This window comes from Streptomyces sp. CB00316, assembly GCF_001905595.1.
In the GTDB taxonomy this organism is placed as follows: domain Bacteria; phylum Actinomycetota; class Actinomycetes; order Streptomycetales; family Streptomycetaceae; genus Streptomyces.
The window spans coordinates 255,593-271,097 of record NZ_LIXI01000010.1 but is presented as its reverse complement, the minus strand read 5'-3'; the positions used below and the strand labels follow the sequence as shown (position 1 = coordinate 271,097).

The following is a 15,505-nucleotide window of genomic DNA, read 5'->3' as shown; positions in this document are numbered from 1 at the left end:
AGATCAGAAGACGGGCACCAGGCACCGACCGTGCCGCCCGCCGTTCCAGCGACACCGGGTTCGGCTCGAGGGCCCTGCCGGAGTGCACTCCGGCAGGGCCCTTCCGCTTTCCTAGTCCAGCGAGACGGGGTTCGGCTCCGCGCGCGGGGCGCACTCCGCGTCCCCCGCCGGCGTCGCGCCCGTCAGCAGATAGCGCCGCAGATGGTCGTCCACGCAGGTGTTCCCGGCCCCGCCGACGCCGTGCGTCCCCGCGTCCCGCTCGGTCACGAGCACCGCGCCGCGCAGCCGCCGCTGGAGCTCCAGGGCCCCCTTGTACGGGGTCGCCGCATCGCGCTCCGCCGCCAGGATCAGCACCGGCGGCAGCTCGCCCCACCCGGTGGAGACGTCCCTGGGCTGCTGCCGGGGCGCGGGCCAGAAGGCGCACGGCAGGTTGGTGAAGGCGTTGTCCCACGTCTGGAACGGGGCGATACGGGCGAGGTCGGTGTGGTCGCGGTCCCACACCTCCCACTCCTCGGGCCAGGGCGCGTCGTTGCACTCGATCGCGGTGTAGACGGCCCGGGCGTTCTCGTCGTCCTTCGCCGTGATCGCGCGCGGCGACATCTGGGTGACCAGCGGCTCCGCGTTGCCCCGGACGTACTCGGAGAGGGCGGTGGCCCGCATCGCCCAGTAGTCGTCGTAGTACGCCGCCTCCCGGAACGCCGCGTGGAACTGCCCCGGCCCCACCTTCCCGCCCGCCGGCTTTGCGGCGAGAGCGGTGCGGACGTCGTCGTAGTGGCGCTGCACGGCCTCGGGCGTGGAGCCGAGCCCGTACACGTCGTCGTGCTTGGCGACCCACCGCCGGAAGTCCTCCCAGCGGGACTCGAAGGCCAGTGACTGGTCGAGGTTGGAGCGGTACCAGATCTGCTCCGGGTCCGGGTCGACCGCGGAATCGAAGACCATACGGCGTACGCGTGAGGGAAAGAGGGTCGCGTACAAGGAACCCAGGTACGTGCCGTACGAGGCGCCCATGAAGGTGAGGCGCTCGTCCCCGAGGGCTGCGCGCAGCACCTCCAGGTCACGGGCGTTGTTGAGCGAGGTGTAGTGGCGCAGCGCCTCGCCCGCGTGCTGCTCGCAGCCCCGCGCGTACGCCCGGGCCTCGGCGATGCGCCGCTCCTTGTACGCGGCCGTGGGGTGGGCGGGGGAGTCGGTGGGGCTCTGCGCGAAGGCGGCGGGGTCCTGGCAGGAGAGGGGGGCGGAGGCGCCGACGCCGCGCGGGGCGTAGCCGACCATGTCGTACGCCTCGGCGACCTCCTTCCACTCGGACATCTCGCCCATCAGCGGGAAGGTGATGCTGGAGGCGCCGGGGCCACCCGGGTTGTAGACGAAGGACCCCTGCCGGCCGGCCACCGGTCCGGTGGCGAGGGCGCGGCTGACGGTGAGGTCGATGGTCCGCCCGTCCGGCCGCGCGTAGTCCAGCGGGACGCTGACGGTGCCGCACTTCAGGATGTCCGGCAGCATCTCCTCCTCCGGACACGCGCCGAAGGAGATCCCGGCGGCCGCGGCGCGGGCCGCCGCCACCGCCGTACCGCGCTCCTCGGCTGAGGCCTGTCCGCGGCCGTCCTGGGCGGTGGCGGGGACGGCGGCCAGGGCGGACAGGACCAGGGAGCCGATCGTTGCGTACAGCGGTACTGCTCTCACGGCGGGACCTCTCTGCGGACGCGGAGAGGGGATGGTGGGGTGCGGGACGGGTGAAGTACAGCACCGGGCCGGTGTGTTGCGGGGAACGACCCGGTTGCCGTACTCCCTCTACCGTTCGTGTTTCAGGAGCACCGGTCGCGGTTCAGGAGCTGCTGCCGCAGCTGGAGCCGCCCGAGCTCCCGCCGCAGCTGGACCCTCCCGAGCTGCCCCCGCAGCTGGAGCCCGAGCCTCCGCAACTGGATCCGCCCCCGCAGCCACCTCCGCCCCCGCCCCCGCCTCCGCAACTCGTGTACCCGGGGCCCGCGTCCGCGCACCACACCGTGGTCGCCGCGAAGGCCGTCGCCCCTGCCGTACCCCCCACGTACCCGGGCGACCGGCGCCCCGAGAAGCCGGCCCGCGACCGGCGGGTCCGCAGGTGCAGCCGTGCCGCCGCGATGAGCTGGGCCTGGAGCACGGGGTCGGGGAGTGCGCGCAGCCCTCGGTTGGCGACGAGGTGCGGCGGCGTCAGCACATAGGCGTTCGCGGCCCGGAACGCCTGCGCGGCCCGGCGGCCCGCCCGGGTGATCCGGTTGGCGGCGGACGCGGCCACGACGAACCCGCCGATCCCGCCGAGCAGGATCGCGGGCAGCATCTTCAGGACGAACGGGAACGACATGTCGTACGGGTCGTCGAGCGACATGTACTGGACGACCGTGAGGATGATGGAGAGCGGGAACGCGACGAAGCAGCTCACGCCCTGGATCAGCGCCCACCGCCGTACGGGACGGCTGTCGGCGGGCCGGACGAGCAGCCCGCGCTGGGCCAGCCCGTCGCCGATCTCCTGCACCGCCGGGTGGTGCATCACCGCCTCCCGCACCGTGTGCAGCGCCCCGCTCGGCGCGGCCGACAGTGCTTGCAGCACGGCGCGTTCCACCGGATCCTGCGCGTGCGCACGCTGTACGGAGATGATGCCGGGGCCGCCGACGAGCACCCGGCCGTCCGCGTACAGCGCGGTGAGCGCGGTGTCCGTGACCCTGGCCGGGCCGCCGTTCAGGAACGCCGCCTCGTAGAGGTCGTGGACGGCGGGGGAGGGGCCGGCCGACGGGCGGCGGGACCGGGAGACGGCCACCTTCGCCAGGAGCAGCACGGTGGAGAGGACGACCGCGAGGGTCAGTACCAGTGCGAGCGTGTTCATGGCGGTCACTTCCCTGCGAGGACGGCACGCGCCGCCCGGACGATACGGGTGGTCCGGCCCGGCGGGCGGGGCCCGGAGCGGTCCTCCCACCAGTGCGTCAGCCGGCGCTGCGCCACGGGGTCGGGGAGGCCGCCGTGGACCAAAATCCGCTCCACGAAGTGCAGGGCGTCGCGCCGGTAACCGTCGCTCATCGGACGGGACCTGGCGTAGTCGAGGAAGGCGGCGCGGTAGCCGTCGCCGAGGATCTCCGGCAGCTCGGGCGCCACCTTGGCGACGACATCGGCGCGCTTGGCGGCCAGCGCCCGGCTCTGCACGCGCAGCCGCCGGTGGTCGAAGCCCTCGGGCGCCGGGGTGCCCGCGACGAGCGCGGAGAGCAGTGCGGTCTGGGCGACGGCGGTACGGTCGCGGGCTCCGGGGCGTGCGGGGCCGGGCGGGGCGGTCGTCTCCGTCCAGGTCCCCGTACGGGCCCCGCTCGGGCCGCCCGCCGCCCGCAGCGTTCCCCGGATCGTCTCCAGTTCGGCCGCCAGCTCCGCTCCGGGCGGGAAGGCGTCGTCGCGCTCCAGCAGGACGCCCGGCGGGTCGACCCGGGAGCGCAGCTCGGCCAGCACGTCCAGGACCGGGGCGGTCACCGGGTGGGCGTGCGTGTCGTGCCAGACGCCGTTCTTCTCGACGCCGCCCGCCACATGGACGTACGCGATGGCCTCCACCGGCAGCTCGTCCAGCGCCTTGACCGGGTCCTCGCCGAGGTTGACGTGGTTGGTGTGCAGGTTGGCCACGTCGATCAGCAGCCGCACCCCGGTCCGCTCGACCAGCTCCGCCAGGAACTGCCCCTCCGTCAGCTCCTCGTCGGGCCAGGAGACCAGCGCCGCGATGTTCTCCAGCGCCAGCGGCACGGGCAGCGCGTCCTGGGCGATCGCCACGTTCTCGCAGAGCACCTCCAGCGCGTCCCAGGTGCGCGGCACCGGCAGCAGGTGGCCCGCCTCCAGCCTCGGCGACGCGGTAAGCGGCCCCCCGGCCCGTACGAACGCGATGTGCTCGGTCACCAGCGGCGTACCGAGCAACTCGGCCCGCGCCGCCAGACCGGCGAGCCGCTCGGCGTCCGGGCGCTCCGCGCCGCCCAGGCCGAGCGACACGCCGTGCGGTACGACGGTCACGCCCCGTTCCCTCAAGCGCACCAGGGAGTCCGGGAGGTGGTCGGCGCAGAGGTTCTCCGCCACCACCTCGACCCAGTCGACCCCCGTGAGCGCCTCCACCTCGGCCGCGATCTCCGGCCGCCAGCCGATTCCGATGCCCAGCTTCATGGTGTCCCCCTCCTCCGCTCTGTCCCGGGGTGATGGCCCCGGCGAGCGGCGTCCAACCCGGACAGGGGGACGTTCAGAGGAGGATTTGAGGTTCCGGGGCCCCGGTGTCGTTACGGCATCGGAGGCATGGTCGGTGGCACCGGGCGCGAGGTGAACGACTGGTCGCCGGTCGGCGTCACCGGCACCGGCACCGGCGGCACCTGCCCGCCCTGCGGCATGGACGGCCCCGAGGGACTGGCGGTGGACCCGCCGGCCGCCTCGCGCGCCAGGGCGTCGAAGTCGACGAAGCCGGTGCCCTCCAGCATGGTGATGTGGTCCAGCACGGTCTGGTTCGCGTCGCTGGCGAGCTGCCGGATCAGGGTGTTGCGGGTGGTGTGCCGGACCTGGCCTATCAGGCCGAAGACCTTGCCGTGGGCGGCCCGCAGGATGTTGGCGAACTTCCGCTCGTACTCGTCCCCGCTCGCGGCAGTCAGCTCCGCGAGCCAGGCCTGCTGCTGCTCGGTCGGCTGGTTGGGCAGCTCGACCCCGAGCTTCGCGGCCACGTCTCGGGCCCGCCGGTCCAGGTCCGTGTGGCCGACGACCAGGTGGTCCCCGGCGGCCTTCGTCGCCTCGCTGGGCGCCCGCTCGATCGCCTGCTGCCCGGCAGGGAGCTCCCACAGGCCGGCGAGCCGCACCTTGACCAGGAAGTCGCGGTCGGTCGCGGAGAGCGGGCCCCACTGGGTGGCGACACTGGAGGCGTTCAAGTTCGCCTCGCCGGTGCCCGAGCGGTCCGCGTAGGACCAGACGGGGAAGGCGAGTGCGCCCACCGTGGCGACCAGTGCCGCGATGATGAGGGCTGTTCCGTTGATGCGTCGCAACAAGGTTTCTCCCGGGACGAGGCGTGACAGCGTCGATCAGGCGTCAATCAACCGCCGACCGACCCGCCGTGCAGGCTACTTGGCGGTAATGCCGATGGGGCGGTATCGGGAGATACGCAGTCGGGCGCAGAAGTGTTCAGCCGCGGGCGGACCGTTTCCGGCTGTGCGGAGTGTCGAGCTGGTCGGCCAGACCGGCCAGACCGGCCAGCCCGTCGGCGTACAGGTCGAACCGGTCCGACGCGGTGGGCGGGTCGCCGACGGGCCGGGCGACATAGGCGGTACGCAGCCCGAGGCGCTGGGCGCCGCGCAGGTCCCAGGCATGCGCGGCGACCATCAGCAGCCGCTCCGGCGGCAGCCCGGAGACGGTGACGGCCAGCCGGTAGACCTCCGGGTCCGGTTTGTAGGCCCGGGCGTCCTCGGCGGACAGGGCCTGGTGCCAGCGCAGTCCGGCGTGGGCGTTGAGCCCCAGCAGCGCGGTCCGGCTCGCGTTGGAGAGCCCGAGGATCGGGAACCGCTCTGCGAGTCTGGCGAGCCCCGCGAGGGTGTCGGGCCACGGCGGCAGCCGACGGGCCGACAGGGCCAACGCCGCCACGGCGGCCGGGTCGTCGACTCCGGCGGTCTCGGCGACGAGCCGGGCGGCTTCCCGGTCGAGGGCGTCACTGGTGAGGTAGGGCCGGTCCCCGTCGAGGACGCGGCGCTGCTCGCGCTCGATGTGCTGCTGCCACAGCAGCAGGAGCGGCTCGGTCCCAGCACCGTCGAGCGACGGGTCGAGTGCACGGATCCCGGCACGGAGCCCCGCGGGTTCGTCGACGAGGGTGCCGAGGACGTCGAAGACGAGGGCGTCGATGTCCAACTCCCCCATGGACTTGGTCTCCTGGTCTCCGAGGTGGTGTGCGTTCACCGGCGGGTCCGTACGCCCGGGAGCGGGCAGAGACGCAGGCCCTCCTCCGCCACGACTGTGGGCCCCGGCGCGATCTCGGTGAACCCCGCGTCGCGCACCACCGGCAGGCCGCTCGTGGTCAGCTCGCGCCAGCGCTCCGGTGTGGCCGTGACCACGGAGAGCGGGAACCCCGCCTCGCGCCACGCCTTGCGCTCGGTGTCGGACAGCTCCCACCAGGCGAGTTGGGCACCGTGGCCGACCTGCGCCATCGTCTTGCCCGCCGACATCTCCAGCTCCGGGTTGAGCCACAGCACAGGGCCCTCGGGGTCGGGGGCGGCGGGCGGCTCGGGGTCGTCCAGCTCGGTGCCCGACACCTGGAGCTTGGCCAGCTCCTTGGGCCAGCCGTCCAGGGGGATCGGTGGGTACACCCGTACCTCCGCGCTCCCGCCCGTCACCGTGATCCCCGGCAGCGCGGCCGCCTTGCGCCACTCCGCGCCGCGCGCCCGGCGCACCACCTTGCGGATGCGGGCGTCCTCCCAGTCCCGCATCGCTCCGGCCCACTCGCCCTCGCCCGTGGACCGCTCGTCGGACAGGATCATGAGCACCGCGCGGGCGGCGGTGCGCAGGGCATCGGTCCGGGCGGGCGGGGCGGCCTTCTCCAGGTGCACCACCAGGGGGAGCACGTACTGCGGGGCCTCGTCCCGGTCGGTGGGACCGTGGTGGAAGGGGCTCGGGGAGACGGGGCTCTGGGAGGTGTCGTCGCTGCTCACCGTCCCAGTCTGCCAGGCGGCGGGTGTCACCTTCTTGGCTTGACGGGCCGGTCCGGGTGAGGATGCTCCGTATGAAGAGCGATCTCTTTTCCAGCGAGCACATGGCCCAGCCGGCCACCGCCCCCGGCATGACCCTGCAGAACTCCAAGTCGATCAAATACGCCGTCAACGGGGAGATGCACGCCCGCCAGGGCTCGATGATCGCCTTCCGCGGCAACCTCCAGTTCGAGCGCAAGGGCCAGGGCATCGGCGGCATGCTCAAGCGCGCGGTAACCGGCGAGGGCCTCGCGCTCATGGCCGTACGGGGGCAGGGCGAGGCGTGGTTCGCGCACGAGGCCGCCAACTGCTTCATCCTGGAGATGGACCAAGGCGACCAGATCACCATCAACGGCCGCAACGTGCTCTGTTTCGACGCCACCCTCTCGTACGAGATCAAGACCGTGAAGGGTGCCGGAATGATCGGCGGCGGTCTCTTCAACAGCGTCTTCACGGGCTACGGCAAGCTCGGCCTGATGTGTGAGGGCACCCCCATCGTGATCCCGGTGACGGGCGCCCAGCCCGTCTACGTGGACACGGACGCGGTCGTCGGCTGGAGCCAGCAGCTCACGACCACCCTGCACCGCTCCCAGAGCGTCGGGTCGATGGTGCGCGGCGGCTCGGGTGAGGCCGTGCAGCTGATGCTCCAGGGCGAGGGATTCGTCATCGTGCGGCCCAGCGAGGCCCGGCCGGAGAAGGCGACCGGCTGACCCGGTGCGAGCCGGGTCCGTCGACCGCGCACGCCCGGCGTGCCGTTGCCCGGTCATCCCTGACCGGGCAGCCCGGCACGCACGTGGGACCACGGAGGTCCGGGCGTCCCCTCAGTCCTGCTGCTCCAGGGAGTCCGCGAACGCGCGCAGCGCGTCGGCCAGTTCCTTCTTGGTGGGCAGCTGATCGACCTTCTTCTCCAGGTCGTCGATGCGCCTGGCGACCTCCGCGAGATCGGCCGGGGTCGTCGGCGTGGGGCCGGGCCCGCTCGTGGGCACCGGCCCGCTGGGGCTGGAGCTGGGTTCGGATCCCCCGGTTTCTCCGGAACCGCCGCCGTCCGTTCCCCCGGAGCCGCTGACGGTGCCGCCGTCCGACCCGCCGGAGCCGCTGACGGTGCCGCCGTCCGACCCGCCGTCCGTTCCGCCGGAGCCGCTGACGGTGCCGCCGTCGGAGCCACTCGAGCCGTCAGGCGGGGTCTCGCCGGGCACCGACGACGGACTCACGGGCCCGCCGTCCGAAGTACTCGCGGCCAGCGCGCCGCCCACCCCGAACACCCCTACCGCGGCGGCAGCGATCAGCGCCACCGCCACTCTATTCGAACGCATGTTCCTTATTGCTGTCATATCTCACACAGTAGCCATCGCACCTGGCGGACGGGCGGATTCCCGCGGACTCGGCCGCCAGAGCCCCCGGGTCACTCCGGCCGGCGGGAGCTCTTGATGGCCTCGACGAAGTCACCGCGCTCGAACCCGGGTACGTGTGCTCGTCGGTGACGGCCTCGTGGCCGATGCCGAGGACATCCAGCCCGCCTTTCCGTGATGGGAGGGTTGCTTCTCCCGGCTGCCAGGCCTGGCCCCGTGACGTACGCCGGGGCCGGACCCTGTCCGTTCGGCCGTGGGGTCCATCAGCCCTCCATCAGCTCCGACACCTTCACGAACCGGTAGCCCCGCTTTCGCAGCTCCGGAACGATTCTGCTGATCGCCTCAGCGGTGACCGGCGCCGCGCTGCGCGTGCAGTGCATCACCACCAGCGACCCCGGCCGCACCTCGTCCAGCACCTGCTCGGCCACCGCCCCCGCGTCCGTCGCGAACGCGTCACCGCTCACCACGTCCCACTGCACCGCCGTCACGTCCGCCGGGGTCAGCGCGCGCAGGGCCGCGTCGTCGTAGCAGCCGCCGGGGAAGCGGAAGTACGGCACCACGTTCCGTACCCCGGCCTGCCGGAACGCCGAGAAGGCCCGCTCCACATCGCGGGCCATGGCGTCCTTCGCGACCACCGGCAGGCCGTAGCAGTCGGCGGTGAAGGCGTAGTGGCTGTACGAGTGGTTGGCGACCTCGAACAGGTCGTCCGTGCCGATCCCCTTCGCCTGCGCCGGGTACTCCTCCGCCCACCGCCCGGTCATGAACACGGTCGAGGGCACCTTCAGCCGCCGCAGCAGCGCGATCAGCTCCGGGTTGTCGAAGCGCTCGCCCGCCTTCGCCCTGGGGCCCTGATCGGCCGTCATATCCGCGTCGAAGGTGAGCGCCACGACCTTCTCGGCCGCGGCCTCCTCCGCCGGGCCTCCGCCCGTCGGCCGCCGCTCGTAGACCGGGGTGCGCCCGGCGGGGCCGGGGGCCATCGTGGGCGGCTTCTTCGGGAGTACGGAGGCTGCAGCGGGAGCGGGAGCCGTAGGGGGAGGGGTAGGCGTGGGTGCGGGGGCGCCGCCGCCCTCGCACCCGGCCAGGGCGCCGCCGAGCAGCACCCCCGCGACCGTCAGGCAGAGCGTCTTCCGTTTCCGTGCAGTAGTGATCACTCACGGAACGTATCCGACATTCTGCTTATCGGCTTATACCGGCACCCCGGTATGGCGGCCCCTTCTGCACCGCGGGCCCCTCAGCGCCAAGGCCCCGTCACCGCGAACGTCGTCCCCGGCGTGTAGCAGTTCACGTACATCGTCGAGTCGTCCGGCGAGAACGTGACCCCCGCGAACTCGCCCCATTCCGGCTCCTCGGGCGTCCCGATGTTCTGCCGCCCGCGCGCCATCGTGTACACCTCGCCCCGCCGGGTCACCCCCAGCACGTGCTGCGCGCCACCGCCGTCCTCGCAGACCATCAGGCCCCCGTCGGAGGCCAGGCAGATGTTGTCCGGGGACTCGCCGGGGAGCTGGATGTCGGTGTCCGGGCCGAAGACCACGACCAGGGTGAGCCGGCGCTTCTTCGGCTCGTACCGCCAGACCTGGCCGTAGTGGTCGGCCGCCGAGCCCTCGTCACTGCGGGCGAAGCTGGAGACGAAGTAGACGGACGAGCCGCCCCAATAGCAGCCCTCCAGCTTCTGGGCGTGCGTGATGCCCTTCCGGCCGAAGTCCTGGAGCCGGATCGGGGTCTCGGCCGCCAGCGGGTCCGGTACGGGCACCCACCCGACCCGGTCGAAGCTCGCCCCGGTCTCCTGGACCACGGAGAGGTCCGGCAGTCCCGGTACCCGCATCGCCTCCAGCACCCCGCCCGCCCGCAGGGAACCGGTGCCGCCGAGCGGCTTCTCGGGGAGGAAGCGGTAGAAGAGGCCGAACGGCTTGTCGAACGCGTCCTCCGTCTCGTACACGATCCCGTTCTTCGGGTCGACCGCGATCGCCTCGTGCTGGAAGCGGCCCATCGCGGTCAGCGGGACGGCCCCGGTGCGGCGCGGGTCGGCGCCGTCCACCTCGAAGATGAAGCCGTGGTCCTTGGTGTATCCGTTGGTCCCGGCCTTGTCCTCGGTCTCCTCGCAGGTCAGCCAGGTGCGCCAGGGGGTGGGCCCGCCCGCGCAGTTGACCGCCGTTCCGGCGATGGCGACCCGTTCGCCGAGGACCTTGTTCCGGCCGTCGAGCTCCAGGGACGTACAGCCGCCCCTGGCCGCCGGGTCGTAGGTCAGGCCCGCGACGGTCGGGACGCCGGTCTTCGCGGTGTGCCGGTTCTCGTGGTTGCGGGACGAGGTGGACCCGGCCGTGGCGGCCCGCGAGGGCGATCATGCCGTCGTGGTTGCCGGGCACCACGCCCTCGCCGGAGCGCAGCGGGTCGCCTTCCCGGGACAGTACCCGGTAGCGGAAACCTTTCGGCAGGTCGAGCAGGCCGTCCGGGTCGGGGACGAGGGGGCCGTAGCCGCCGTGGCCGCGGGCGGCGGCCGTGCCCGCGAAGAGTTCGGAGAAGGCCCCGGTGAAGGCGATCGCGGCCGCTGCGCCGCTGCCTGCCAGGGCCTGTCGTCGTGTCGCGGTGTGCCGGGGCGCGGGCGCTGCGGTCGTTGTGTTCCGGGTTTCGGATGACATCAGGCAACTCCCTGTTGGCGGACAGGTGACGTGACCCGCATGTGTGTAGCACGCACTAAGGCGCGGGGGAACCATGCGCGCCCCCGCGCCTCGCGTTGCAGCTGGGACGGCCCGGCCGGGGCCGCCGAAGCACCGGCCGGCGCTCGTGGGCTCCGCCCGGGCCGCGCGGGGTCAGGCCAGGGAGGCCGACAGCGTGATCGTCGTGCCCGTCAGCGCCTGGCTGACCGGGCAGTTCGCCTTGGCGTCCTCGGCCGCCTTCACGAAGCCGTCCTCGTCGAGGCCGGGGACCTCGCCCTCGACGGTGATGTGGACGCCGGTGATGCCCGTACCGGGCTGGAAGGTCACCTCGGCCTTGGTGTTCAGCTTGGTCGGCGGGGTGCCGGCCTTGGCGAGCCCGTTGGAGAGCGCCATGGAGAAGCAGCTGGAGTGCGCGGCCGCGATGAGCTCCTCGGGGCTCGTCCTGCCGTTCGGCTGCTCCGAGCGGGCCGGCCAGGAGACGTCGTACTCACCGATGCCGGAGGAGTCGAAGGTGACGATCCCCTTGCCCTCGATCAGGTTGCCTTCCCAGACCGTGTGCGCCTGACGCGTGGTAGCCATACTGGATCCCTTCAAACGGTGTATGCGGTTGTACGGGAGTCGTACGCGGTTGTACGCGAACGGAGTTGCGGGCACGCCGCCGAACGGGCACCCGGTGTCACCCCCCGAACCTACTGCGCCACCAGGCCCTTCGCGTCACGTGCCAGTGCCGTCAGCCGCGAGATCGCCCGGAAGTATTTCTTCCGGTACCCGCCGTTCAGCATTTCGTCGCTGAACAACTGGTCGAACGGCACCCCGGAGGCCAGCACCGGCACCTCCCGGTCGTACAGCCGGTCGGCCAGCACCACCAGGCGCAGCGCGGTCGACTGGTCGGGCACCGCGCTCACCCCGGTCAGGCAGACCGCGCCCAGCTCGTCGGTCAGCGCCCCGTACCTGCTCGGGTGCACCCGCGCCAGGTGCTCCAGCAGCCCCGGGAAGTCGTCCAGCGACGCGCCCGGCGTGGCGTACGCGGAGCGGGTGACCTGCTCGTCGGAGTACGGCGGCGGGGCCTCGGGCAGCCCGCGGTGCCGGTAGTCCTCACCGTCGATGCGCAGCGGGCGGAAGTGCGCGGACAGGCCCTGGATCTCGCGGAGGAAGTCGGCGGCGGCGAACCGGCCCTCGCCGAGCTTGCCCGGCAGCGTGTTCGAGGTCGCGGCCAGCGCCACCCCGTGCTCCACCAGCCGGCTGAGCAGCGAGGAGACCAGGACGGTGTCGCCCGGGTCGTCGAGCTCGAACTCGTCGATGCAGAGCAGCCGGTGCCCGCTCAGGGTCTGCACGGTCTGCTGGAAACCGAGCGCACCGACCAGGTTCGTCAGCTCGACGAACGTACCGAACGCCTTCAGCGACGGCTCCGCGGGCGTGGCGTGCCAGAGGGAGGCGAGCAGGTGGGTCTTGCCGACGCCGTAACCGCCGTCGAGATACACCCCGCGCGGCCCGGTCGGCGCGGCCGGCTTCTTGCTCCCGAACCACTTGCGGCGTCCGGTACCCGTCGCGTGCGACCCGCCGAGCCCGGCCGCGAAGCCCGCGAGGGCGGTGACGGCCTCGCTCTGGCTGGGCTGGTTCGGGTCGGGTACGTAGGTGTCGAAACGCACCGAATCGAAGCGCGGCGGCGGCACCATCTCCGCCACCAGACGGTCGGCGGGGACGCGCGGCTCGCGGGCGCACAGGGACAGCGGGGCCGTTTCGGCAAGGGGGCTCTGCCCCGGAAACGCGGTGGAGGACGACACAACTCTCCACCTTAAGGCCCGTGCCAGACTGCACCCCATGCGAAGCCTGTTCCCTGTGACGGACCTGACAACGAGCACCTCGGGAGGCGAGGACCCGTCCGGGCCGCTCGCCTACCGTGAGGACCGCGAACCCGGCCGCGAAGGCCGTGCCGACCGCGAGTGGAGCCTCGACGAGCTGGCCGACGCGTACGCCTACCCCACGGACCTCCCCGCCGCAGGGCCCGGGAGCTTCTGGCTGCGCGCCAACATGGTCTCCACCCTCGACGGCGCCGCCCAGCACGACGGCCGCTCGCAGCCCATCTCCTGCGCCGCCGACATGCGGATCTTCGGCACCCTGAGGGCCCTGGCCGATGTGGTGATCGCCGGAGCCGAGACCGTACGTCTGGAGGGGTACCGCCCGGCCCGCGCCCGGGAGGCCTTCGCGGCGCGGCGGGCGGCGGCCGGGCAGGGACCCGCGCCCGCCGTCGCGGTGGTGACCGGCTCGCTGGACCTGGACTTCTCGCTGCCCCTGTTCACCGAGCCGCTCGTCCCGACCCTCGTGGTGACCGGTGCCGGGGCTCCCGCCGACCGGATCGCCGCGGCCCGCAAGGCGGGCGCGGAGGTGGTGATCGCCGGCGAGGGCACCCGGGTGGACCCGGCGCGCGCGGTGCGCGAGCTGGCGGACCGGGGTCTGCGGCGGCAGCTGACGGAGGGCGGTCCCCGGCTGCTCGGCCAGTTCGTGGCGGCGGGGGCGCTGGACGAGCTCTGCCTGACGCTCTCGCCGATGCTCACGGCCGGGGACGCGCAGCGGATCGCGGGAGGCCCCGGAGTGATCGTGCCGGAACGTTTCGCCTTGGCGTCCCTCCTGGAGGAGGACGGGTTCCTCTTCGGGCGGTACCGACGGAGGGGTGTGCGGTGACCGAGGGGAGGGACCTGCGGTAACCGGGGGAGGGACACTTAGCGGAATTACCCGTTCCGGTTAGCTTCGGCTGGGCACACTTACCTCTGCAGTCCCCGTGGAAGCACGGGGAAGGATGGTTTCAGCAAACGACCGCCGACGGCCGAGCCGGCTGTCGGCGAGACGCAGAAGCGGAAGGGCGCCTGTCGTGTTCACAAGCGTTTTGATGATCGAGAAGCCGCTCACTCCGGAGGACGTGGACTTCGTCACCACCCTCCACGGCGAGGAGCGGATCTCGTTCGTCGTTCTGTTGCAGCCGCGCGGCGACCAGGCCGATGCCCTGCTGCGCGCGATCGACGACGTGGCGATGGGGGAGCTCAGGGAAGCCGTGCGCGAGGGTGAGGAACCGGAGGGCAAGGAGGCCCGCGAACCCGCCGAGATCGGCCTGGAGTACTCGCTACGGGCCCTGCGCGAGGCGGGGGCCGAGGCGGTCGGACAGGTGATCGAGGCCCACCCCCTGGACAAACTGACCACCGTCGTGGAGGAGGCGAGCGCGGACGAGGTCATCGTCCTGACCGCCCCGCACTACGTGGAGGAGTTCTTCCACCGCGACTGGGCCTCGCGGGCCCGGCACAAGGTCGGCGTCCCGGTGCTCAAGCTCTTCGCGCACAGCGAATAGGCTGGCCTCGCGGTCCGGGTTGGCCCTCGGCCGCGACTCGAAATCCGAACCGACGCGCAGGAGCACAGATGGCACCCGGCATTCCCGCCGCCATGGAACGACCGCACTTCATCGGCATCGGCGGCGCCGGAATGTCGGGCATCGCGAAGATCCTCGCCCAGCGCGGAGCGAAGGTGGCGGGCAGCGACGCCAAGGAGTCCGCCACCGTCGGGTCGCTTCGGGCGCTGGGGGTGACCGTGCACATCGGGCACGAGGCCCGGCACCTGGCCGACGACGCGTCCTGCGTGGTCGTCTCCAGCGCCATCCGCGCCGACAACCCGGAGCTGCTGCGCGCCGCCGAGCTGGCCGTCCCGGTGGTGCACCGCTCCGACGCGCTGGCCTCCCTGATGAACGGCCTCCGGGCCATCGCGGTCGCCGGAACCCACGGCAAGACCACCACCACGTCCATGCTGGCCGTCGCCCTCTCCTCGCTGAGCCTGGCCCCCTCGTACGCCATCGGCGGCGACCTGGAGGGCCCCGGCACCAACGCCACGCACGGTGAGGGAGACATCTTCGTCGCGGAGGCGGACGAGAGCGACCGCAGCTTCCAGAAATACGACCCCGAGGTCGCGATCGTCCTCAACGTGGAGCTGGACCACCACGCGAACTACGCCTCGATGGACGAGATCTACGACTCCTTCGAGACGTTCGTCGGCAAGGTCGTCCCCGGCGGCACCCTGGTCATCTCCGCCGACCAGCCCGGCGCGGTCGAGCTGACCCGCCGGGTCCGCGACCTCTCGGACCTCAAGGTCGTCACGTACGGCTCCGCCGAGAACGCCGACGTCCGCGTCCACAAGGTCACCCCGCGCGGCCTGACCAGCGAGGTCACGGTCCTGCTCAACGGCAAGTTCCTCACCTTCACCGTCTCGGTCCCCGGCAGCCACTACGCCCACAACGCGGTCGCCGCCCTCGCCGCCGGGGTCGCCCTCGGCATCCCGGCGCACAACCTGGCCTCCGCGATCGGCAGCTACACCGGGGTCAAGCGCCGCCTCCAGCTCAAGGGCGAGGCGGCGGGCGTGCAGGTCATCGACTCGTACGCGCACCACCCCACCGAGATGACCGCCGACCTGGAGGCCATGCGCGGCGCCGCCGCCGACGCCCGCATCCTGGTCGTCTTCCAGCCGCACCTGTTCTCCCGTACCCAGGAGCTGGGCACCGAGATGGGCCAGGCCCTCGCGCTGGCCGACGCCTCCGTGGTCCTGGACGTCTACCCGGCCCGCGAGGACCCGATCCCGGGCGTCACCAGCGTCCTGATCATCGACGCGGCGAAGGCAGCCGGCGCCGAGGTCACCGCCGTCCACGACCAGGCGGACGTCCCCGCCGCCGTCGCGGGAATGGCCAAGCCCGGTGATCTCGTTCTCACCATGGGAGCGGGCGACGTCACCGACCTCGGCCCGCGCATCCTGGACCACCTGTCGAGCTGAGGAG

General features: G+C 72.5%; 14 protein-coding genes and 1 pseudogene. 4 read left to right on the top strand and 11 right to left on the bottom strand.

Annotated features, from left to right (window positions below):
* Window positions 1-111 precede the first annotated feature (111 nt).
* The 6 genes from AMK21_RS26630 to AMK21_RS26605 form a co-directional block, all read right to left on the bottom strand.
* Window positions 112-1,677, bottom strand: coding sequence for an alpha/beta hydrolase (locus tag AMK21_RS26630; RefSeq protein ID WP_073881730.1), 1,566 nt, complete (start codon window positions 1,675-1,677; stop codon window positions 112-114).
* A gap of 142 nt (window positions 1,678-1,819) precedes the next feature.
* Window positions 1,820-2,851, bottom strand: a complete 1,032-nt coding sequence (locus AMK21_RS26625) for a TIGR04222 domain-containing membrane protein (RefSeq protein WP_073881729.1) — start codon at window positions 2,849-2,851, stop codon at window positions 1,820-1,822.
* Window positions 2,852-2,856: 5 nt separating this feature from the next.
* Window positions 2,857-4,152 carry a DUF692 domain-containing protein gene (locus AMK21_RS26620; protein ID WP_073881728.1) on the bottom strand — a complete coding sequence of 432 codons (1,296 nt, stop codon included), beginning with the start codon at window positions 4,150-4,152 and terminating at the stop codon, window positions 2,857-2,859.
* Window positions 4,153-4,262: 110 nt separating this feature from the next.
* Window positions 4,263-5,009 (bottom strand): DUF4142 domain-containing protein, encoded by a 747-nt coding sequence (locus AMK21_RS26615; protein ID WP_199863294.1) that lies wholly within the window; start codon window positions 5,007-5,009, stop codon window positions 4,263-4,265.
* Between the two features lie 136 nt (window positions 5,010-5,145).
* Window positions 5,146-5,871 carry a haloacid dehalogenase type II gene (locus AMK21_RS26610; protein WP_073881786.1) on the bottom strand — a complete coding sequence of 242 codons (726 nt, stop codon included), beginning with the start codon at window positions 5,869-5,871 and terminating at the stop codon, window positions 5,146-5,148.
* Between the two features lie 35 nt (window positions 5,872-5,906).
* Window positions 5,907-6,659, bottom strand: a complete 753-nt coding sequence (locus AMK21_RS26605) for a peptidyl-tRNA hydrolase (protein WP_073881726.1) — start codon at window positions 6,657-6,659, stop codon at window positions 5,907-5,909.
* Window positions 6,660-6,730: 71 nt separating this feature from the next.
* On the opposite strand from AMK21_RS26605, the gene AMK21_RS26600 reads away from it, so the two are divergent.
* Complete coding sequence (locus AMK21_RS26600) at window positions 6,731-7,405, top strand: AIM24 family protein (RefSeq protein ID WP_073881725.1); 675 nt, start codon at window positions 6,731-6,733, stop codon at window positions 7,403-7,405.
* Between the two features lie 111 nt (window positions 7,406-7,516).
* On the opposite strand, the gene AMK21_RS26595 is transcribed toward AMK21_RS26600, so the two are convergent.
* The 5 genes and pseudogenes from AMK21_RS26595 to zapE all read right to left on the bottom strand — a co-directional run bounded on the left by AMK21_RS26595 (window position 7,517) and on the right by zapE (window position 12,482).
* On the bottom strand, window positions 7,517-8,008 hold the full coding sequence (locus AMK21_RS26595; protein WP_234422057.1) for a hypothetical protein: 492 nt from the start codon (window positions 8,006-8,008) through the stop codon (window positions 7,517-7,519).
* Between the two features lie 299 nt (window positions 8,009-8,307).
* The gene (locus tag AMK21_RS26590) at window positions 8,308-9,021 is read right to left on the bottom strand and encodes a polysaccharide deacetylase family protein (RefSeq protein WP_234422060.1); all 714 of its coding nucleotides are present in this window, start codon (window positions 9,019-9,021) and stop codon (window positions 8,308-8,310) included.
* A 254-nt stretch (window positions 9,022-9,275) separates the two neighbouring features.
* Window positions 9,276-10,680, bottom strand: a pseudogene (locus AMK21_RS26585) (alkaline phosphatase PhoX).
* A gap of 171 nt (window positions 10,681-10,851) precedes the next feature.
* Window positions 10,852-11,277, bottom strand: a complete 426-nt coding sequence (locus tag AMK21_RS26580) for an OsmC family protein (protein ID WP_073881723.1) — start codon at window positions 11,275-11,277, stop codon at window positions 10,852-10,854.
* A 110-nt stretch (window positions 11,278-11,387) separates the two neighbouring features.
* A complete protein-coding gene (gene zapE, locus AMK21_RS26575) occupies window positions 11,388-12,482 on the bottom strand; it encodes a cell division protein ZapE (RefSeq protein WP_079181262.1) in 1,095 nt (364 codons plus the stop codon).
* A 37-nt stretch (window positions 12,483-12,519) separates the two neighbouring features.
* On the opposite strand from zapE, the gene AMK21_RS26570 reads away from it, so the two are divergent.
* The 3 genes from AMK21_RS26570 (at window position 12,520) to murC (ending at window position 15,501) form a co-directional block, all read left to right on the top strand.
* On the top strand, window positions 12,520-13,380 hold the full coding sequence (locus tag AMK21_RS26570; protein ID WP_079181261.1) for a pyrimidine reductase family protein: 861 nt from the start codon (window positions 12,520-12,522) through the stop codon (window positions 13,378-13,380).
* A gap of 205 nt (window positions 13,381-13,585) precedes the next feature.
* Complete coding sequence (locus tag AMK21_RS26565; RefSeq protein WP_199863293.1) at window positions 13,586-14,038, top strand: indole-3-glycerol phosphate synthase; 453 nt, start codon at window positions 13,586-13,588, stop codon at window positions 14,036-14,038.
* Between the two features lie 68 nt (window positions 14,039-14,106).
* On the top strand, window positions 14,107-15,501 hold the full coding sequence (murC, locus tag AMK21_RS26560; protein WP_073881719.1) for a UDP-N-acetylmuramate--L-alanine ligase: 1,395 nt from the start codon (window positions 14,107-14,109) through the stop codon (window positions 15,499-15,501).
* The last annotated feature ends 4 nt before the right edge of the window (window positions 15,502-15,505 follow it).

What these genes read in the sequence shown, in the direction of transcription:
- AMK21_RS26625 (WP_073881729.1), bottom strand. Translation starts at nt 2,851, where the DNA reads ATGAACACGCTCGCACTGGTACTGACCCTCGCGGTCGTCCTCTCCACC.
- AMK21_RS26620 (WP_073881728.1), bottom strand. Translation starts at nt 4,152, where the DNA reads ATGAAGCTGGGCATCGGAATCGGCTGGCGGCCGGAGATCGCGGCCGAG.
- AMK21_RS26610 (WP_073881786.1), bottom strand. Translation starts at nt 5,871, where the DNA reads ATGGGGGAGTTGGACATCGACGCCCTCGTCTTCGACGTCCTCGGCACC.
- AMK21_RS26600 (WP_073881725.1), top strand. Translation starts at nt 6,731, where the DNA reads ATGAAGAGCGATCTCTTTTCCAGCGAGCACATGGCCCAGCCGGCCACC.
- AMK21_RS26595 (WP_234422057.1), bottom strand. Translation starts at nt 8,008, where the DNA reads ATGCGTTCGAATAGAGTGGCGGTGGCGCTGATCGCTGCCGCCGCGGTA.
- AMK21_RS26590 (WP_234422060.1), bottom strand. Translation starts at nt 9,021, where the DNA reads ATGGCCCCCGGCCCCGCCGGGCGCACCCCGGTCTACGAGCGGCGGCCG.
- AMK21_RS26580 (WP_073881723.1), bottom strand. Translation starts at nt 11,277, where the DNA reads ATGGCTACCACGCGTCAGGCGCACACGGTCTGGGAAGGCAACCTGATC.
- AMK21_RS26570 (WP_079181261.1), top strand. Translation starts at nt 12,520, where the DNA reads ATGCGAAGCCTGTTCCCTGTGACGGACCTGACAACGAGCACCTCGGGA.
- AMK21_RS26565 (WP_199863293.1), top strand. Translation starts at nt 13,586, where the DNA reads ATGATCGAGAAGCCGCTCACTCCGGAGGACGTGGACTTCGTCACCACC.
- murC (WP_073881719.1), top strand. Translation starts at nt 14,107, where the DNA reads ATGGCACCCGGCATTCCCGCCGCCATGGAACGACCGCACTTCATCGGC.